Genomic DNA, 19,044 nt, shown 5'->3' on the forward strand with positions numbered 1-19,044 from the left:
GGGAGGGGGGGGAGCGCAGGGTTTCCCGGGGTCAGCCGGGGGGCTGGCAAATTTCGTCGAGTTTGCCCAGCAAATCGCGCATTTGATACGGCTTGTTAAGGAAGCCGTGAATGGGGAAACCGGCGGCTTTTTTACGGGTTTCCTGGGCATCGTAGCCGCTGGAGAGCAGGATCCGGAGATTGGGATTGATTTTGCGCAGCTCGCGGCTGGTGGTCAGTCCGTCCATTTGGGGCATGGTAAGGTCCACGACGGCACACTGGATTTCCTGGGCATGGGTGGTCATTTGTTGGATGGCGGTGGGGCCGTCGGCAGCCATGAGGACACGGTAGCCGCCGCGTTGGATCAGGCGGGCGGCGGTGGCGAGCACGCTGGGCTCATCGTCCACAACCAAGATGGTGCCCTTGGGGGCAGGGGCCGGTTTGGTTGCCGGCACAGGCGCCGGGGTGGGGGCGGCTTCCAGGGGTGCCGGGCGGCTGCCGCGGCTGACGGGCAGGTACACGCGCACGGTGGCGCCGGCGCCGGGCTGGCTGTCCACGGTGATGGCGCCTTTAAGGCTGCGGACGAGGCCGAGAACGACGGCCATGCCGAGGCCGCGGCCATGGAATTTGGTGGTAAAGAAGGGATCAAAGAGCCGCTCCAGGACCTCAGGGGTCATGCCCTCGCCACTGTCCTGCACCTCCAGAAAGACATAGGGGCCGGGGGGCGGCCGCTCGATGGTGCGGGAGCGGGAGAGGAGGGCATCATCGCAGACGGTTTGACCGGTGCGGATGACGATTTGGCCGGGGCGTTGGCCGATGGCCTCGGCGGCGTTGGTGACGAGGTTGACGGTGATCTGGTGGACCTGGGTGGCGTCGGCCTGGACGAGGGGGAGATCATCCTCCAGCGCAAATTGCACATCAATGTGGCGGCCGATGGAGGCCCGGAGAAACATGGCCTGGTCCCGCATCAGATGGCTCAGATGCACTTCGGACATGGACAAGGGGGCGCGGCCGGTATAGGCGAGCATCTGGCGGGAGAGGGCGGCGGCGCGCTGGGTGGCCTCTTCGGCGTCCTTCAGGCATTGAGGGAGGACGGTGGCATCGGAGAGGCTGTCACGGGCCATGGTGATGTTGCCGAGGATGGCGGTGAGGATGTTGTTGAACTCGTGCGCGATGCCGCCGGCCAGGACGCCGAGGCTTTCAAGTTTTTGGGTTTGCAGGAGTTTGCGCTCCATGTGGAGGCGTTCCTGCTCGGCGAGTTTGCTGGCGGTGACATCACGGAAGGAGCTGAGGACGCGGGGGGAGGTGCTTTCGATGTCCAGCCACGTATGGGCCACGGCGAGCCAGACTTTGCGCCCGTCCCACAAGGTGAGCTCTTTTTCATAGAGGCCTTCCAGGGTGCGCTGGGCATAACGTTCCTGGTATTTTTCCAGCACGCGCGGGCCTATTTCGGGGGCGTATTGTTCGGCCAGGGAGTGATTAATCCATTCACTGCGCGGCTTGCCAAACATCTGGCAGAAGGCCTCGTTGACCATGAGGATGCGGCCCTGGTCATCAGTCAGGCGAAACCCTTCGCGGGCGCTTTCCCAAACGGCGCGGAAGAAGGACTCGGACTCGCGGAGGCGGTCGTGGGCCTGGCGGCGTTCAGTGGCATCCTGGAGCATGGCAAAGGCGCCGGCAAAGCGTCCCTGGCCGTCGAAGACGGGACTGGCGGAGACGTCCATCCAGCGCCAGCCGCCGTTGGCATGGCGGACCCAGCATTCGTAATGGCTGGAGCGTCCGAGGCGGCGCAGCTCCATCTGGCGATCGTGAAAGGGGTGGTCTTCCGGGCGGAGGAAGGATTTGACGGGGCGGCCGAGAATGTCTTCCGGGGTGTAACCGAGCATGTCGGCGATGCGGCGATTGACAAAGACGGTGCGTTCATCGGCATCCATGACCCAGATGCCCTCGTGGGCGGTCTCGACCATGCGGCGGAAGCGCTCCTCGCTCTGGCGGAGGGCCAGTTCGGTGGTGAGACGGGCCTGGTTGGCGAGGGCCAGGGCGACCTGGTCGGCCAGTTGCATGGCAAAGGCCCGTTCATCGGCCTCCCAGGCGCGTGATTCCCCAACGCTCTCACAGCAGAGGATGCCGGCCGTCTGGCCTTCCCGCCGGATGGCCACATCCAGGAGGGAGACGATGCCCAGGGGTTTGAAGTAGGTGTCCACGTAACCGGCCAGGCGGGGGTCGGTGAGGACATCGGGGGCGCAGACGTAGGCCTCGGTGCTCAGGGCCGCGACTTCGGGGGCAAACTCGGCCGGGCCGAAAACCGTTCCGCTGGTGTGGCGGTTGAAGCTGCGTTCATAGAGGTCGTGGCAGCGGAGCTCCCGGCCGGTGGGGTCAAGGAACCAGACACTGACCCGCTCCACTTCGAGCACGGCGGCACCGGTTTCAGTGATCAGGCGGGCGAGGTTTTCGAGGTTGCCCTCGGCCACGGCGGGGTGGGTGGCCAGGCGGCCGATGGCCTGCTGCTGGCGCTGCATGCGCTCGAGGGCGCGGCGCATTTGTTCCTCGGCGTGGCGTTTGTCCTGAAGGTAGCCCCATTCGCGCAAGGCGCGGTGAACCAGATGCGGGAGGTTGGCGAAGGTTTCGGGGGATTTGGCCAGGTAGTCCATGGCGCCGGCCTTGACGGCTTCCACGGCTTCGCGCTCGTTGCCGAAGGCGGTGAGGAGGACGACAGGGACGCGAAAGCCGCACTGGCCCAGGAGTTCATCGCCGAGGCCGTCAGGGAGGCGGCGATCGGCGATGATGAGGTCGGGCAGTTTTTTTTGGATTTGGAGGAGGGCTTCGCTGAGGGTGCTGGCGAAGGCCAGCTCGAAGTCCTCTCCCGCGGTGCGCAGGGCGCGGCGCATCAGCTCCGCATGGGCGGCATCATCTTCAACAATGAGAATACGGCGCGGCATGATGTGAAAGGGTCAAAGGCGGGCTGCCGGGCAGGCTTGGGGATGGCAAAAGCGGGTGGGGATCTCCTGCTGAACGAGGCGGCCCAGGTCAGGTGCAAGCAGTGGCCGCCGGCCGGGGGCGGTTTTGCGGCCAGCCCGAAGACCGGGGTAGTGAACGGACGCCTGTTGGATTGGAAACAAAGCCATAGACGCCTAGGGGGCGCGGGTCTCGGGCCAGGGATAGCGGTTGCAGCCGAGCCAGTAGCGTCCAAAAGTTTCCAGGAGGCCGCGAAAGGCGCCATAATCCAGCGGCTTGGCCAGGTAGCTGTTGGCGTGGCAATCGTAGGCCTGGAAGAGGTCGCGCTCGGCGTCGGACGTGGTCAGCACGACGACGGGGATGAGGTGCAGGTGGGGGTGCTGTTTGACCTGGCGCAGGACTTCGAGGCCATCGAGCTTGGGCAGGCGCAAATCCAGCAAAATTAAATGCGGGGGCGGGGGCGCCTTGGGCGGAGCAAACATGCCGCGGTGAAAGAGGTAGTCCAAGGCGGTCTCCCCATCGCGGAGGTGCACCAGCCGGTGGGCAGGATTGTGGCGGGCAAGATTGCGGCGGACCAGCTCGGCGTGGTCGGCGTTATCCTCCACCAACAGGATGAGGAGTGCTGGCGCTTTCATCACACATGGCTGTGCTGCTAGCAGGCTGCGGGGGCAAGCTTAGGGCTTTGGGGCCCAAAGTAAAGCAAAACCGGCTGCCGTGTCCGCGGCCCTCGCTTTCCACCCAGATGCGGCCGCCATGCATCTCGATGATGCGGCGCACAATGGCCAGACCCAGCCCGGTGCCGGGGCTGTCCTGATCCAGTTTGTTAAACAGGCCGAAGATGGTTTCCTGGTAGGGGCGCGGCACGCCGATGCCGTTGTCTTCCACGAAGAACACCGGCTCGCCGTTGTGAGACTGCCAGCCAACGAGGATGCGGGGGCGGAGTTGGGGGCCCATGAATTTGACGGCGTTTTCCAGGAGGTTGAGGTACACCTCGAAGAGGCGGCGGCGGTCACCCTGGACCACGGGCAAATCGGGCTGGATGAGCACCTCGACGCGCTTTTCGCGCACGGGGCTTTCCAGGAGGTTCAAGGCTTCGCGGGCCACCTGGGCCAGGGGCACTTCGGTGGGCGGGTAAAGAACGCGGCCCACGCGTGAGAGCTCGAGGAGGTCGTTGAGGAGCTCGCTCATTTTGTCTGTGGCGGCCATGACCCGCTGCAGGTCCTCGGCCAGATGCTCATAGCGGCGTTCCTCCAGGGCGCGAAGCAGCTCGCCGGCAAAGCCTTTGATGGTGACGAGGGGGCTTTTGAGGTCATGGGAGACGGTGTAAATGAACCGTTCCATTTCCTCGTTTTTGCGGCGCAGCTCAAGTTCTTGCGCCTTGCGCTGGGTGAGGTCCTCGGCCAGCCCCACGTAACCGCGCAACCGGCCCTGGGCATCGTGCAGGGCGGAGACACACAACCAGACGGGGACGCGGCGTCCGTCGCGGCAAAGATAGGTCCATTCCCGTTCATCAGTCTGGCCGCGCCGGGGCAGGCACCAGAAGACTTCCATGGTGGCCGGCACGGGCTGGCCGGTCAGGGTGGTGAGTTCTTCAGCCCGTTGTTTTAATTCCGCTGGATCGTGGAAAAGCAGCGGGGTACGGCGGCCGACGACTTCCGCGGCGGGGTAGCCGAGCAGGCGTTCGGCGGCGGGGTTGAAGGAGGTGATGGTGCCCTGGGCGTCCACGCTGATGATGGGGTGGGCGGCATTATCCAGGACGGCCTGGAGGAATTCGTTGGTTTTTTGGAGAGCACTTTGATGGCGGTCCAGGGCCAGGCGCATTTGCTCGAAGTGCGCGTCCAGCCGTTCCAATTCGTCCTTGGGAGCGGTTTCGGCGTCGGGTTGCAGGCCCAGTTGGCCGATGATGTGATCCACTTTGGCGGTGAGGGCTTCGACGGGCCGGGCCACGGCGCGGCGGACCTGGCGGGTTTGCCAGTACGTCAACCCCAGCAACAAGGCGCCCATGCCCACCAGACTAAGGGCGTATCCCCGGGCTTCGCGGTCCAGGAGCAGAGGGCGTGAATGAAGATGCAAACGGCCCACTTCCTGGCCGTCCACGCGAATGGCGCGGATCAGTTCCACCTCGCCGTTGGCCAGGTAAATGCCTTCGGTGGCGGAGCAGAGGGGCCGCGGGGGTGCCTGGACGTCCTGGCGGTAAACAGCCAGGAGCTGCCCCTCCGGGTCGGTGACAGTGGCCTCCAGCACCGGTGGGGCGGCCCGCAAGGCGCCCAACAGCTCGGTGATTTGGTTGGTGGCCCGCAGGGTGACGAGCGCGGGCAGGCTGGCGCCCAGGAGTTGGGCATACGGCTCCAGGGCGGCCTCCATCCGGCGCGGGGTGGTGTGGTGGTGCCACCACCACATGCCGGAGCCACTGGTCAACATGACCAGGCTGGCTCCCCACAGCACCAGCGTCAACTTTCGATTAATGCTTAACTTCTGCCCCACACAAGGCTCCCACTATTAGTATATACGATTGCCGGGCTTGAGTTATGCCTGGCCGCCTGCCGCGGAGGCAAAAGGTGTTTTCTTTGCGGCCCATGGCCTGGCCGGGGGGCAGAACACCCCACGGGTGGGCTTGGGTCTCGCAGCTCCCCAAGGCGGACAACATCCTCTGGCCTGTGTTTGCGCATGGCAAACTGCTCTGGCGGAGTCACCTTATCCATCCTCCCCATCCTGGCCGGCTGGGGGGAGGGGAAATCCGATGGCCCCGGCTTTCAGGGTAGCATAAATAAGACCGCTCCCCTTCCGCTGCAAGCTTGAAATTCGGGGCGGGCTTGGGGATGCTATGGCGTTTATGACGAGTGACGGCAATGCAGCGGCCGGGCCGGAGCGCGGTCCGGGCGACTTTATTCGGGAGATTGTGGCGGCCGATGTGGCGGCAGGACGGCACCAGCGGATCGTAACCCGCTTTCCGCCCGAGCCGAATGGGTATCTGCACATTGGCCATGCCAAGTCCATCTGCCTGAACTTTGGGATTGCGCGGGAGTTTGGCGGCGTGTGCCATCTGCGCATGGACGATACCAACCCCACCAAGGAGGAGGTGGAGTATGTGGAATCCATCCAGGCGGATGTGGACTGGCTGATCTCGGGGTGGGCGGATCATGTGTTGGGGTACAAGCGCAAGGGGGACACCTCCGGGCGCTCTGTGCTCAAGCAGACGGCCGAGGAGCCGCAGGCGTTGGAGCCGTTTTATGCTTCGGATTACTTTCAGCAGCTTTACGAGTACGCGCTGATCCTCATCCAAAAAGGTTTGGCTTATGTGTGTGATTTGACGCCGGAAGAGGTGGATGCCTACCGCGGCGCACCGGACCGGCCCGGCCGGGAAAGCCCCTATCGCAACCGGTCGGTGGCGGAAAATCTGGACTTGTTCCAGCGCATGAAGGCCGGGGAATTTCCCGATGGGAGCCGGACGTTGCGGGCCAAGATTGACATGAGCTCGCCCAACATCTGGCTGCGAGATCCGGTGCTGTACCGCATCCGCCATGCCGAGCATCATCATACCGGGGATCAATGGTGCATTTATCCGATGTATGATTATGCGCATTGTCTGAGCGACAGCATCGAGGGGATCACGCATTCCATCTGCACGCTGGAATTTGAGGTGCACCGCCCGTTGTACGACTGGATTTTGGAGCACCTGCCGGTGCCCCAGCCGCGGCCGCGGCAATACGAGTTTGCGCGACTGAATCTCAGTTACACGGTGATGAGCAAGCGCAAGCTGTTGCAACTGGTGCGGGATCGGCTGGTCAACGGCTGGGATGATCCGCGCCTGCCCACGCTGGCCGGGCTGCGGCGGCGCGGCATTACGCCGGCGGCCATTCGCAATTTTTGCCAGATGATTGGCGTCACCAAATACAACGGCCTGACAGATGTGGCGGTGCTGGAGCATGCCATTCGGGATGATCTCAACCGGGTGGCCCTGCGCCGGCTGGGGGTGCTGCGCCCTTTGAAGGTGGTGTTGACCAATTACCCCGCCGGCCAGACGGAGATGGTGGAGGCGGTGAACAATCCCGAAGATCCGGCCGCCGGCACGCGGCAGGTGCCCTTCTCCCGGGAGTTGTACATTGAGCAGGAGGATTTCATGGAAAACCCGCCGCCCAAATATTTCCGGCTCCAGCCGGGCGGCGAGGTGCGGTTGAAGTATGCTTACATCATTAAATGCGAGGAAGTCATCAAGGACGCCCAGGGGCGCGTGGTGGAGCTGCGGTGCACGGCGGATTTGGGCAGCAAGGCCGGCGGCCCCACCGCTGGGCGCAAGGTCAAGGCGGCCATTCACTGGGTGAGCGCCCCGCATGCCGTGCCTGCGGAAATGCGGTTGTATGACCGGCTTTTCACCGTGCCGGAGCCGGACGCAGCCGAGGGTGACTTCAAACAGTACCTGAATCCTGATTCGCTGCAGGTGGTGCAGGCGCAGTTGGAGCCGGCGATGGCCCAGGCCCGGCCGGAGGAGCGGTATCAACTGGAGCGGCTGGCGTATTTCTGCCTGGATGGGGACAGCGCGCCGGGCCGGCTGGTGTTCAACCGCATCATCACGCTCAAAGATACCTGGAGCAAAGAGTTGAAGAAAGGCGCCCGCTGAGGGGCGCCTGCCCGGCTCAGCAGGGGGCCGGGGAATGCGGGCGGCAGCCACGCCCGGCCGGAGGCGGGCGCGCCCCCGACGGGCCGCAAATGCGCGTTGCCCGCCGCCGGACCCGGCATTAGATTGAACGCCGGGTGTTACTGCGGGTCTTAAACATGCCATGACCAAACCGGCTTCCAGGCCCACCGAAACGAAGAAGCGGCGGCTGCCCAGGTCATTCAAGGACCTGACGCCCGCCAAGCACTTCAGCCCGCACAAATTTTTCCATGAAATGGTGTGGAAAGGCTGGCTGACGCGGCGGGTGGGGCATCACAAGCCGCCGGCTTTTCCCAAACTGCAGCCGGGGCAGATGGCGCTGACGTGGATTGGGCATGCCAGTTTTCTGGTGCAGTTTACGGACGTGAACCTGCTGATAGACCCCAATTTTGCCAACTGGCTGTTTGTGCTGAAACGCCTGAAGCGGGCGGGTTTGAAAATCAGCGATTTGCCGCGGGTGGATTTCGTGCTGATCACGCACGCGCATTTTGATCATTTTCACAAGTCCAGCCTGCGCAAGCTGCCTCCCACCAAGGTGGGCATCATGCCGTGGGGGGTGGGCCGGCTGGCGGAGGGGTTGCGGTTTGCGCGGGTGCTGGAGCTGGAATGGTGGGAGAGCTTCTGCAAAAACGATTTGAAGATTACCTTTGTGCCCGCGCGGCACTGGGGGGCGCGGATGCTGGGCGATGATCACCGCGGCTATGGCGGCTTTGTCATTGAACATCAGGGACGCTCTCTTTACCACGCCGGCGACAGCGCCTATTTCGAGGGCTTTACGGAGATTGGAAAACGCTGCCATCCGGAGATTGCGCTGCTGCCCATAGGGGCCTATTACCCGGAATCGTTCCGGCATGTGCACATGGGGCCGGATGACGCACTGCGGGTGTTCAAGGATTTGCGGGCCAAACTGATGATTCCCATGCACTACGGCACCTTCAAACTTTCTTTCGAGAGCATGGACGAGCCGCCCCGCTGGCTTAAGGAGCTGGCCCGCGACAACGGCTTGAGCCGGCACATCAAATTTCTGGAGGAAGGCGTGCCGGAGGTGTTCTAACCCCGCGGGCCAGCGGTGGCCAGAACGCGGAAACGGCCGCCGTGGAGGCCGCGATCGGGGAGGGGTGTGGCGGGAGCCGCTGGTTGACAGGGGGGCTTGCGCCCTTTAGCGTGAGGTCATGAATGTATTGCAAGAGTCCTTGTTGGAGCTGATTCGCCGCACCTCCGCGGAAGTGCCGGAGGATGTGCACCGGGCGATCATGGCGGCGCTGGAGCGGGAAAAACAGGGCACCATTGCCGCCTCGGCCATGCGCATCATTGAGCAGAACATCGAGCTGGCCAAACGCAAGTCGCAGCCGCTGTGCCAGGATACCGGCAGCGTGTTGTTTTATGTGGATTGCCCGGTGGGCTATGACCAGTTGGCGTTTGCCGAGGCGGCGCGGGCGGCGGTCAAGGAGGCCACGAAAAAAGGGTACTTGCGGCAGAACTCCGTGGACGCCATCACCGGCAAGAACGACGGCACCAATTTGGGGCCGGGCGCGCCGACGCTGCACTTTCATCAGCATCGGCAGCCGGAGGTGGTGGTGCGTCTGATGCTCAAGGGCGGTGGCTGCGAGAATGTGGGCGCGCAATACTCGCTGCCCGATGAAAGCATCCAGGCCAACCGGGACCTGGAAGGCTGCAAGCGGGCCGTGCTGGATGCCGTGCTCCAGGCCCAGGGCAAGGGCTGCGGGCCGGGGGTGCTGGGGGTGTGCATTGGCGGGGACCGGGCGACAGGCTATGAGCATTCCAAGCTGCAGTTGCTGCGGAAGCTGGATGATCGCAACCCGGATCCGGTGCTGGACCAGTTTGAGCAGGAGATCCTGGGCATTGCCAACGAGCTGGGGATCGGGCCGATGGGCTTTGGGGGTAAAACGACACTTTTGGGGGTCAAGGCCTGCGCCATCAACCGCGTGCCGGCCTCGTATTTTGTGAGTGTCAGTTACATGTGCTGGGCCTTCCGCCGGCAGGGCGTGAAGCTGGCGGCGGATGGACGGATTGAGCAGTGGCTGTATTGAGCAAATAGAAAGGCAGGCAGGTTTATGATTTCCTTGACGACTCCCCTGGACGAAAAAGCGGTGCGCGCCCTGAAGGTGGGCGACGAGGTGGCTCTCAATGGCGTGTTGTTCACCGGGCGCGACGCCGTGCACAAGTATTTGCACGAGGGCGGGGCGCTGCCGCCGGGGCTGAGCCTGCGCGGCGGCATTATTTATCATTGCGGGCCGGTGGTGATCAAAGACGAGGCAGGCCGCTGGAAGGTGGTGGCTGCGGGGCCGACGACCAGCGCGCGCGAGGAGCCGTACCAATGGCAGATCATGCGGGATCACGGCATCCGCGGTGTCATTGGCAAGGGCGGCATGGGGCCGCGCACGCAGGCCGCCTGCAAAGAATATGGCTGCGTGTATCTGCATGCGGTGGGCGGCGCCGCGCAGGTGCTGGCCGAGCGCATCGTGGGCGTGCGCAACGTGTTTTTCATGGAAAAATTCGGCTCGCCGGAGGCGATTTGGGAGATTGAAGTGCAGGATTTTCCGTGCGTGGTGACCATGGACGCGCACGGGCAATCGCTGCACGAGGCCGTGTTTGCCGAGAGCAAGGCGCGCCTGGCGACGCTGCTGGCGGGCGGCGCCAAATGAGGGCCGGGAAAACCGGTGCAGCCGGCGGACATGCCGGCCAAAATGGCGCCGCTGCGGGATGGGTTCTCCGGCAGAAGCCATTGAGGGGCAGGAGGTTGGCCGGGGGTGGGGCGGGCGGGAACGCTTTAACAAGCTGTGAAACGTGAAATAAAAAAATGTTCAAAAAAAATAAAAAAGCTGTTGACACTGCCTCGGAAGTTTGCGAATTTTATCGCGCACACAGTAAACAACAACATCGTAGCAACATGAGAACAAAAGCACTGTTACTCGCGGCCGCCGTTGCGGCGGGGGGCCTTGCCACCGCAGCCGCCCAGACGGTTTATTCCATTAACACAGTGGGTTACGTGAACATGGTGATCCCGGCGGGATTCTCCATGATTGCCAACCCACTGAACACCACCAACAACACGATCTCAGCCTTGATGCCGTCAGCTCCCGACGGTACGACTGTTTACAAATACACAGGAACTGGCTTTGCAATTTCGGTGATTGACGACACTGGCGAGTGGAGCAATCCGAATCTGACGCTCAATCCGGGGGAAGGGTGCTTCATACGTTCACCAAGACAGTTCACGAATACTTTTGTGGGTGAGGTGATGCAGGGTCGGCTGACCAACAGCTATCCGGCTGGATTCTCGATTCGCGCCTCGCAGGTGCCGCAACAGGGCACGGCTTCTGAGTTGGGTTTTGTTCCTCCCGAGGGCACGGCTATTTACAAGCTCCGCGCTGGTGGCAGTGGATATGACATCTTCATTACCGACGACGTCGGTTGGGTGGTGGAACCCACATTCAGGGTTGGTGAATCCTTCTGGCTGCGGAGTTCTACTCCCGGAGCTTGGGTTCGTCAGTTCAGTGTCAATCCCTAAGCACCTTTAATCGAAGTTTAGAAGTCACAAAACCTTAGAACAAAACAATACTATGAAAAAACTGCTAGCAACGGCAATGGTGGCCATAACGGCCGTGGGTGCATGGGCACAGGGGACTGTAAACTTCGCCAATTATTTTACAGTTTCGACCCCTCAAATCCTAGCAATTACTTACGATGTTGACGGGGTAACGCGGCTGAATAACGCCTATGCAGCCGATTTGTTTTATGGTGCTCCCGGGTCCGATCCGAGCACGTGGCAGTCAGCCGGGGTGGTATCTGTCTATCGGACAGGCACTGCAGCGGGTCGCTTGACACCCATGGAAGTATCGCTTCCGGGCGTTCCGGGTGGCTCTTTGATTGAAGTGCAACTGCGTGCTTGGCGTTTGTCGGACGGTGCTTCCTGGCAGGCGGCTTGGGCTAGCGCCAGTGTGAGCAAACCGAGCGTTCTCAGCCCCATTAACGCGCCCTCAGTGGTCGTTCGCACCGGCAATCCCAACGCCGTTCCGCCGGGCGTGCCTGCCGACCTGATTGACGTCAATACGGGCTTGGCTCTTGCTAGTCACAGCCTCGTGCAGGTCGTTCCTGAGCCTTCGACCATCCTGTTGGGCTTGGCCGGGCTGGGTGGCTTGCTGTATCTGCGCCGGCGCAAGGCCTAAGAGTTACAGGACTTAAAGTTCTCACCAAGAGCCGCTCGCAATGAGCGGCTCTTTTTTTATTGCACGGTCTTTTCAGGGGATCGCTGATCTGCAGAACGGAGACGTTTTTCTATTTGGGCCTGGCTCTGCGCTGGCACCCGTGGATTCCTGCATTGCTTTGCGTTCCAAAAACCCCTAACACATGGGGCATGGAAACCGGTGGCGATGTGCGTTTGGACAAATGGCTGTGGGCCGTCCGCGTCTATAAAACGCGCACGCTGGCGGCCGAGGCCTGCCGGGCCGGCCATGTAAAATCGGAGGGCATCGTGCTTAAGCCGGCCCATTCTGTTCGGCCGGGGATGGTGTTGTCAGTGCAGCAGGGGGAGATCACGCGCACTTTGCGCGTGTTGGCATTGCTGGGGCGCCGTGTCGGAGCTGCCGTCGCGCGCCAGTATGTGGAGGATTTGACGCCGCCCGAAGAATACCAAAAACGACGCCAGCCGGAGCAACAGCCGATCTTGATTTGGCCCAAGGGCATGGGCCGGCCCACCAAGAAGCAGCGGCGGCAACTGCGCGGGCTGTTGCCGGATGTTTAAGGTGCGCAGGTTGCGGGACACCGCCCGCCGGGCAACCCGAGCCTGCCGAGGCCCGCAGCAGGTTCAGCGTTTTAGTATTGCACGGCCCGGGAGCCGCCCTATCGTAACCGTATGCAATTCCTTCGAGTCGCAGGGGCTGCCTTGCTCGCATGCGTCGGCGTCGTACCCTTACATCCGCTTATGGCACAAACCAACCTTTCTGCCGGCCAGCGGTGGCTGGCCTCGGCGCCACCGGTGCCTGCCTTTCGGGCACCGGCCACGCTTAAAACTTGGGAAAAACAAAGGCGAGAAATCCGCGCCACCGCCTGGACGGTTTTAGGGGATTTGCCGCCCCGGCCCAAGGTGCCTGCAGTCCAAACCCTGACCAGCGAAGATCGTGGCTATTACACCTTGGAGCGATTTGCCTTCGACAACGGCGCGGGCGATACCGTACCCGGCTATCTGCTGCTGCCCAAAGGCGGGCCGGCGCGCAAACCGGCCATCCTGTATTGTCATTGGCACGGCGGGCATTACGACGTGGGCAAGGAGGAGCTGTTTCGTACCAATGCCCTGCCGGAGCCGCCCGGGCCGGCTCTGGTGCGCGAGGGCTTCGTGGTGCTGGCCATTGACGCTTATTGCTTTGGCGAACGCAACGGGCGAGGTCCCGGCGGCCCCGCTGAGCGCGGCGGTGCAGGGGAGTTGTCCGCCAGCAAATTCAATTTGTGGTACGGCCGCTCGCTGTGGGGGATGATGGTGCGCGACGACTTGATGGCGCTGGACTATTTGTGCTCCCGGCCCGAAGTGGATGCGGCGCGGGTGGGCGTGACCGGCATCAGCATGGGGGCCACGCGCACCTGGTGGATCATGGCCCTGGATGATCGCCCCAAAACCGGCGTGGCGGTGGCCTGTCTGACCCGCTATCAGGATCTCATTGCTGCCGAAGGCCTCAAATACCACGGCATCTATTACTACGTGCCCGGCCTGTTAAGACACTTCGACACCGAGGCCATCGTGGCCCTGGCCGCACCCCGGCCCATGTTGTTCATGACCGGGGACAAGGATGCCGGGTCGCCGGTAACGGGTATCCGGGCGATTGAGGCCGCCGTGCGCCCCATTTACCGTCTTTACCGGGCTGAGGCTGATTTTGAAAACCAGATCCTTGCCGGCTTGGGCCACGTGTACACCCCGGCCATGTGGGAAAAAACCCGCCGATGGTTCAGGGAGAGGCTCTGAGGGAAGAACAATCTCCTACTCCGCCTGGTCAAAGCACAGCCTTTTGTTCCGGGCATGGGCCGGGCAGCCAACCAGCGCAAAAGAAGCACCCCTTGCACGCGCTCATCTTGGGTCTCGGGGAGCGCACGCGGGATGCGGGCGGTTCCCAAGAACGAAGAGAAAATGCAGCGGGGGAAATGCAAAGTGCAAAGTGAAAAATGCAAAACGGGAGAGTCGCAGGCGGATGTGTAAAAATGGTGAGTATCCGTCTTAGTGGTTAATACCTTCCGGAGGGAGTTGGCTTGGGCGGGGCTGGGGTTGGCGCGCTTGACGAATTGCCTTGCGGTGGGGCGCCGGGTTTGGGGAAAGTTCGGGCGCAAAGGGAAGATGGGCGAGAGCATAAGAATCCTGGTGGCGAGCGATTTTCACTACGCCGGCCCCACCGAGCGCCGCCGGCGCGGTTACGAAAGCCGGGGGCTGGAGCCGTGGTGGATGCGGTGGTATGTGCGGGCGTATTACCGTTGGGTGTGGATGGCCGATTTGACGGCGCATTATGTGCAGTTGGAGCAGTTTTTGCATCTGGCGCCGCCGGCGGACTGGCTGATCGTCAACGGCGATTATTCGTGTGATTCGGCATTTTTGGGGGTGATGGAGGAGGGGGCTTTCGAGAGTGCCTCGCAATGCCTGGGGCGTTTGCGCGCCCACGCCGGGGAGCGGTTTGCGGCGACGATTGGGGATCACGAGCTGGGCAAGCGGCGGCTGGGCGGGGATTTGGGCGGGTTGCGGGCGGAGAGTTTCCGGCGGGCGGTGGGGGGGCTGAAATTGCAGCCGTATTGGGAGGTGCGCCTGGGGCGTTATGTGTTGATGGGGATTACGTCCACGCTGCTGGCGCTGCCGGTGTACGGGCGCGAGGGTTTGGCGGAGGAGATGCCGCAATGGGAGGCGTGGCGGGCGGAGCATGGGGAGGCCATTCGGGCGGGATTCCGGGGTTTGCATGCCGGGGAGCGGGTGGTGTTGTTCTGCCACGATCCGACAGCGCTGCCGTATTTGTTGGAGGAGCCGGCGGTGGCGGCACGGTTAAATCAAATTGAGCAGACCGTCATCGGCCATCTCCACACGCCGGTGGTGTTCAAGGCCAGCGGCTGGCTGGCGGGGATGCCGGAGCTGCGGCGTCTTGGGAATGTGCCGCGCCGCTTGAGCGCGGCGCTGCGGCGGGCGCGAGACTGGCGGCCGTTCAAGGTGGTGTTGTGTCCTTCGATTGCCGGGACGCAGTTGTTCAAGGATGGTGGATTTCTGACCATCACGTTGCATGCGCGGGGCGAGGCGCCATTGCACATTCAGCGGCATCGGCTCCCGTGGCTTACGGCGTGAGGGGGACGGAGAGCAGCGGGCGGGTGGTCAAGTTGGTGGGGGGAGCGACGGCGCCGGGTTCGATGATTTGTTGCTCGATGGCGGGGGGGAGGTTGGGGCGTGGGCGCAGGGTGTAGCGGACCCGGCGGGTTTCCAAGGGCAGGCCGGCTGCATCTTTTTTCAGGATCAATTCACCATTGGCGGTGAATTCCTCACTGACACCTCCGCGCCAGCGGGTCCAGCCTGTCAATTTGCCTTGGGGGTCATAGTGGTATTCGTCCCGCCAGGAGCGGACGGGCACGATCATGGGGTCGGCGTAGTTGCCCGGCTCAAACTCGCCGGAGTAGGTGACGGAGCGGATGCGGCCTTCGGCGTCATAGATGCGCTCCTGGTTATCCGGGCAGTACCAGGTGATGAAGGCGGGGGCGGAGAAGTGCACGCCGTTGTCGGCAAAAACGCCGATGTCCACGCGGTTGGCGGCCATGCCGGGGGGGCCGGGGATGGGGAAGCGCGGGTGCCATTCGACCTGGATTTCGGCCCGGCTGCCGGTGTCGTCCAGGGGACGGATACGGACTTTGCGGGGGTCGCCCTGCAGGAGCACCCAATGAAAGCGCAGGGGGCGCTGGCTGACATCGCGGCTGCCGGAGGCATTGACGCGGAGGGCGCGGCGCAACTGGGTGGAGCGCATCACGCGGGCGATGGCGGCGGCGGTGGTGAAAAGCTCCTCACTGTCCACGGGTTCAAAGAAATCGCGGCCTGGAAGGGGTCGGTCCTCACTTTCCACACGCAGGATGATGACGGGTGGCAGGGTGTCGGGGCGCAGCTCATGGGCCAGCGAGACCATGCGTTTGGGGTCGAGGTGCCGGGCATCGAAGACGGGCGGATGGGCCTTGCCGCTGAGGTAATCTTCGCGGTGGCTCACCGTGGTGAGGCTGCGCCGCAAAATGTATTGGATGGTGGGGGCAATGAGGGCGCGGGAGGTGAGGGCTTGTTTGACCTCGGGACGGAAGGCGGCCAGGGTGGCGGCCACGGCCTGGAGGAAGGGTTGGTCTGAGCCGCTGGAGCCCAGGGAGGTGATGACATAAGGGGTGTTGGCCGGGAAGACGTCGCCATAGCCGCCCTGGCGGCCGTCGGGGAGCTTGCCGTTGTGTCCCGGCTGATAATCCTGGTGGCTGGGGTAAAAGTAGATTTGGTTGCCGAAGTATTGCATGGGCAGCAGGCTCAGGGGGCCGGGGGAGGTGTAGGCGGCGCGGGTCATGCTGCGCCAGAAGGGGCCGATGACCGAGGCCACGGAGGCGTTGCCGATGACCACGCCACCCTGCAGGACGAGCTGGGCGGTGATGCCCCAGTGCAGCTCCAGCGCTTTGGCCTCGGGCGCGTATTCCACATACGTCAACTGGGGAAACAAATCGCGGGGCAGGTTGGAATGGTCGCCGTCGCGGTTGTCGTACAAATCCCCGGCGTGGCCGGCGGCGGTGCCGTCGGCCCACCATTGGCGGAGGAGGTCGCCCGCCTCGTGTTTCCACTGAGTAACGGGGAGGTTGGTAACGGCGGCAGGATCGAGCTTGAAATCGGCGCGGAAAAGGCCGGATTGGGCGGCGATGGTGTTGGCATCGCTCACCCAGGCCACGCCGTTGGACGGTGCGGCGGGGGCGGGGCGGTACCAGGCCAGGAGGGGGCGGGTGCGGCGGGCGCGATCCAATACGGTTTGGAAGCGGGGGGCGCGGCGGATGTTTTCCCAGTCCGGGTCGCGCTCGATGTGGGCCGCATCGTTGAAGCCGCGCTCGACGGCGGCTTCGAGCAGGGCAAAGGCTTCATTGGTCTGGCCCGCCCGGGCGCGCAGGCAGCCCAGATTGTAAAAACCGTGGGAATAGAAGGGCAAATCGTTGGTGAGCTGGCGGCAGAGTTTTTCGGCGCGCTCGAAATCCTCCTTTTGCAGGGCCTGGGCGAGCTGGCGCTCCACGGGTGCGGCCTTTTGGCGCAAGACACCCATGAGACTTAGGACGCCCGGGGGCAGGCCGGGCGGCAGGCCGGCTTCGCCGGGGGCGGTCCAAGCGGCGGCGGTCGCCATGAGGAAAATCAGGGCGAAGAGCGCAGGCCGCGGGACGGTATGCAAGGCATGACGCGACATTACCGAAAGCTTACCGAAGAAATGGGGTGCCGCCAACTTTCTTCGCTGTAGAAGGCTGCGCGCGGGGCGATGGGGTGGGTGTATTCTACGGTCGCTGCTGGATGCTGGAGGGGGCCGTGCGGGTGGGTTGCCGGCGGGGCGGTTTCTCCATTTGGCAAGGGGGTGATTCCGCGTCATGTTAAGTCCATGGCCAAGACGTATTCGACGATGTTGGAGCTGGGGACGCCGGCGCCGGATTTTCGGTTGCCGGATCCGGTGGGGCGGGTTTATACGCTGAGCGATTTTGCCGGGGCGCCAGTGCTGCTGGTCATGTTTTTATGTAATCATTGCCCCTATGTAAAACATATCCGGCGGGAGCTGGCGGCGCTGGTGCGGGAGTTTCAGCCGCGCGGGGTGGCGGCGGTGGGCATCAATGCCAACGATGTCCAGGCCTATCCCGAGGACAGCCCGGCGCGGATGGCGGAGGAAGTGCAGGCGGTGGGTTACACGTTTCCCTACCTGTTTGATGAAACCCAGGCGGTGGCCAAGGCGTATCGGGCGGCGTGCACGCCGGATTTCTTTGTGTTTGACCGTCAGCGGCGGCTGTTTTACCGGGGGCAGTTTGACGACAGCCGGCCGCGGGTGGAGCAGCCGTTACCGGTGACGGGGAGGGATTTGCGGGTGGCGCTGGAGGCGGCCCTGGCGGGGCAGGCCCCGCCGGCAGTGCAGAAGCCCAGCCTGGGGTGCAACATTAAATGGAAGCCGGGCAACGAGCCTGATTATTTCAAAGTTTGAGGGTGGGCCGGGCGGGATTTGGGGCTGGAGGATGGCAGGGGGGAAGCGCCGCCGTTAAGAGGGGGCGTGGGGGCGCGGGGGAATAACATTGACAGGCGGGACGGCGTACGGGATTTTTTGCGTCTTTCAATATGGGAAAAGCAGCGTCCAAACAGCGGGGCCGCAGCAGGGTGAGCGGGGCGGAGCCACCGGTGTCGGTGGTGACCGGGGGGGCGGGATTTCTGGGGTCGCATCTGGTGGATTACCTTCTGGCCAAAGGTCATAAAGTAATCGCCATTGATAATCTGGTAACCGGGACGGTGGAAAATATTGCCCACTTGGCGGGGCATGAGCGGTTTCGGTTCATCAAGCAGGACGTGACCGAGTACCTGTTTTTGCATGAGCCGGTGGATTATGTCTGGCATTTTGCCTCGCCGGCCAGTCCGGTGGACTATTTGGAGCTGCCGATCCAGACGTTGAAGGTGGGGTCGTTGGGGACGCACAAGGCGCTGGGGCTGGCGAAGGCCAAAGGGGCACGCTTCCTGCTGGCCAGCACTTCGGAAATCTATGGCGATCCGCTGGTGCATCCCCAGACGGAAGACTATTGGGGCAATGTGAACCCCGTGGGGTTGCGGGGGTGTTATGACGAGAGCAAGCGTTTCGCCGAGGCCATGACCATGGCGTATCACCGGGAGCATGGGGTGGAGACGCGGATAGTGCGGATTTTCAACACGTATGGCCCGCGGATGCGGATGAACGACGGGCGGGTGGTGCCGGCGTTCATCAGCCAGGCGTTGCAAGGCAAACCGCTGACGGTGTTTGGGCAGGGGACGCAGACGCGGAGCTTTTGCTATTGCAGTGACTTGATCGAGGGCATTTACCGGCTGATGATGAGCGAGCATGCGGAGCCGGTGAACATTGGCAATCCGCATGAGATTACGGTATTGGAATTTGCGCGGGAGATCCTGCGGCTGACCGGCTCGCGGAGCCGGCTGGTGTTCAAGCCGCTGCCGGCGGATGACCCGAAGCAGCGGCAGCCGGACATCACGCGGGCGCGGCGGTGGCTGGGGTGGGAGCCGCGGGTGAATTTGCGCGAGGGATTGGAAAAAACCATTTCCTATTTTCGGGGAAAAGTGTAAAAAGAACGGTGCATGGCATGAGACAATGGGGTGCGGCCCGGCCGTGGAGGCACGGCGTGGGGCCGGCTGTTTGTCATTGACCATGGGGCAAAATTGCATTAACGACTGCGAGCCTTGGCCGTTGGGGA

General features: G+C 63.1%; 13 protein-coding genes and 1 pseudogene. 10 read left to right on the plus strand and 4 right to left on the minus strand.

Translation table 11 applies throughout. The features are described 5' to 3' along the window. Positions 1 to 31 precede the first annotated feature (31 nt). The 3 genes from N3J91_07255 to N3J91_07265 all read right to left on the minus strand — a co-directional run bounded on the left by N3J91_07255 (position 32) and on the right by N3J91_07265 (position 5,378). Positions 32 to 2,917 (minus strand): PAS domain S-box protein, encoded by a 2,886-nt coding sequence (locus N3J91_07255; GenBank protein MCX8156227.1) that lies wholly within the window; start codon positions 2,915 to 2,917, stop codon positions 32 to 34. A 192-nt stretch (positions 2,918 to 3,109) separates the two neighbouring features. Continuing rightward, complete coding sequence (locus N3J91_07260) at positions 3,110 to 3,568, minus strand: response regulator (GenBank protein MCX8156228.1); 459 nt, start codon at positions 3,566 to 3,568, stop codon at positions 3,110 to 3,112. Next, the gene (locus tag N3J91_07265) at positions 3,528 to 5,378 is read right to left on the minus strand and encodes a PAS domain S-box protein (GenBank protein MCX8156229.1); all 1,851 of its coding nucleotides are present in this window, start codon (positions 5,376 to 5,378) and stop codon (positions 3,528 to 3,530) included. The genes N3J91_07260 and N3J91_07265 overlap by 41 nt, the downstream gene beginning before the upstream one ends. Before the next feature lie 388 nt (positions 5,379 to 5,766). Here N3J91_07265 and N3J91_07270 point away from each other — a divergent pair, with 388 nt between their 5' ends. The 8 genes and pseudogenes from N3J91_07270 to N3J91_07305 all read left to right on the plus strand — a co-directional run bounded on the left by N3J91_07270 (position 5,767) and on the right by N3J91_07305 (position 14,914). Further along, on the plus strand, positions 5,767 to 7,551 hold the full coding sequence (locus N3J91_07270; protein MCX8156230.1) for a glutamine--tRNA ligase/YqeY domain fusion protein: 1,785 nt from the start codon (positions 5,767 to 5,769) through the stop codon (positions 7,549 to 7,551). A 160-nt stretch (positions 7,552 to 7,711) separates the two neighbouring features. After that, positions 7,712 to 8,641 (plus strand): MBL fold metallo-hydrolase, encoded by a 930-nt coding sequence (locus N3J91_07275; protein MCX8156231.1) that lies wholly within the window; start codon positions 7,712 to 7,714, stop codon positions 8,639 to 8,641. A gap of 118 nt (positions 8,642 to 8,759) precedes the next feature. After that, positions 8,760 to 10,253 (plus strand): annotated as a pseudogene (locus N3J91_07280) (fumarate hydratase). A 155-nt stretch (positions 10,254 to 10,408) separates the two neighbouring features. After that, positions 10,409 to 11,119: a hypothetical protein gene (locus N3J91_07285; protein ID MCX8156232.1), complete on the plus strand. Its 711-nt coding sequence runs from the start codon at positions 10,409 to 10,411 to the stop codon at positions 11,117 to 11,119. Between the two features lie 52 nt (positions 11,120 to 11,171). Continuing rightward, positions 11,172 to 11,777 carry a PEP-CTERM sorting domain-containing protein gene (locus N3J91_07290; GenBank protein ID MCX8156233.1) on the plus strand — a complete coding sequence of 202 codons (606 nt, stop codon included), beginning with the start codon at positions 11,172 to 11,174 and terminating at the stop codon, positions 11,775 to 11,777. A 188-nt stretch (positions 11,778 to 11,965) separates the two neighbouring features. Then, positions 11,966 to 12,352, plus strand: a complete 387-nt coding sequence (locus N3J91_07295) for an RNA-binding S4 domain-containing protein (protein MCX8156234.1) — start codon at positions 11,966 to 11,968, stop codon at positions 12,350 to 12,352. Positions 12,353 to 12,532: 180 nt separating this feature from the next. After that, positions 12,533 to 13,564 (plus strand): dienelactone hydrolase, encoded by a 1,032-nt coding sequence (locus N3J91_07300; protein ID MCX8156235.1) that lies wholly within the window; start codon positions 12,533 to 12,535, stop codon positions 13,562 to 13,564. Positions 13,565 to 13,930: 366 nt separating this feature from the next. Then, positions 13,931 to 14,914 (plus strand): metallophosphoesterase, encoded by a 984-nt coding sequence (locus N3J91_07305; GenBank protein MCX8156236.1) that lies wholly within the window; start codon positions 13,931 to 13,933, stop codon positions 14,912 to 14,914. Here the strand turns inward: N3J91_07305 and N3J91_07310 are convergent. Then, entirely contained in the window at positions 14,904 to 17,024 is a 2,121-nt protein-coding gene (locus N3J91_07310; GenBank protein MCX8156237.1) for a hypothetical protein, read from the minus strand. The genes N3J91_07305 and N3J91_07310 overlap by 11 nt on opposite strands. A gap of 186 nt (positions 17,025 to 17,210) precedes the next feature. Here N3J91_07310 and N3J91_07315 point away from each other — a divergent pair, with 186 nt between their 5' ends. Both N3J91_07315 and N3J91_07320 read left to right on the plus strand, forming a co-directional pair. Then, entirely contained in the window at positions 17,211 to 17,798 is a 588-nt protein-coding gene (locus N3J91_07315; protein ID MCX8156238.1) for a thioredoxin family protein, read from the plus strand. Positions 17,799 to 17,929: 131 nt separating this feature from the next. Further along, positions 17,930 to 18,916 (plus strand): SDR family oxidoreductase, encoded by a 987-nt coding sequence (locus N3J91_07320; GenBank protein ID MCX8156239.1) that lies wholly within the window; start codon positions 17,930 to 17,932, stop codon positions 18,914 to 18,916. Positions 18,917 to 19,044: the final 128 nt, after the last annotated feature.

The organism is Verrucomicrobiia bacterium, from assembly GCA_026414565.1.
Taxonomy (GTDB): domain Bacteria; phylum Verrucomicrobiota; class Verrucomicrobiia; order Limisphaerales; family Fontisphaeraceae; genus Fontisphaera.

Excerpts from the sequence above, each read along its gene's own strand:
- N3J91_07275 (MCX8156231.1), top strand. The coding sequence starts at position 7,712 with ATGACCAAACCGGCTTCCAGGCCCACCGAAACGAAGAAGCGGCGGCTG.
- N3J91_07260 (MCX8156228.1), bottom strand. The coding sequence starts at position 3,568 with ATGAAAGCGCCAGCACTCCTCATCCTGTTGGTGGAGGATAACGCCGAC.
- N3J91_07290 (MCX8156233.1), top strand. The coding sequence starts at position 11,172 with ATGAAAAAACTGCTAGCAACGGCAATGGTGGCCATAACGGCCGTGGGT.
- N3J91_07315 (MCX8156238.1), top strand. The coding sequence starts at position 17,211 with ATGGCCAAGACGTATTCGACGATGTTGGAGCTGGGGACGCCGGCGCCG.
- N3J91_07310 (MCX8156237.1), bottom strand. The coding sequence starts at position 17,024 with ATGTCGCGTCATGCCTTGCATACCGTCCCGCGGCCTGCGCTCTTCGCC.
- N3J91_07255 (MCX8156227.1), bottom strand. The coding sequence starts at position 2,917 with ATGCCGCGCCGTATTCTCATTGTTGAAGATGATGCCGCCCATGCGGAG.
- N3J91_07295 (MCX8156234.1), top strand. The coding sequence starts at position 11,966 with ATGGAAACCGGTGGCGATGTGCGTTTGGACAAATGGCTGTGGGCCGTC.
- N3J91_07285 (MCX8156232.1), top strand. The coding sequence starts at position 10,409 with ATGTTCAAAAAAAATAAAAAAGCTGTTGACACTGCCTCGGAAGTTTGC.
- N3J91_07270 (MCX8156230.1), top strand. The coding sequence starts at position 5,767 with ATGACGAGTGACGGCAATGCAGCGGCCGGGCCGGAGCGCGGTCCGGGC.
- N3J91_07305 (MCX8156236.1), top strand. The coding sequence starts at position 13,931 with ATGGGCGAGAGCATAAGAATCCTGGTGGCGAGCGATTTTCACTACGCC.
- N3J91_07320 (MCX8156239.1), top strand. The coding sequence starts at position 17,930 with ATGGGAAAAGCAGCGTCCAAACAGCGGGGCCGCAGCAGGGTGAGCGGG.
- N3J91_07300 (MCX8156235.1), top strand. The coding sequence starts at position 12,533 with ATGGCACAAACCAACCTTTCTGCCGGCCAGCGGTGGCTGGCCTCGGCG.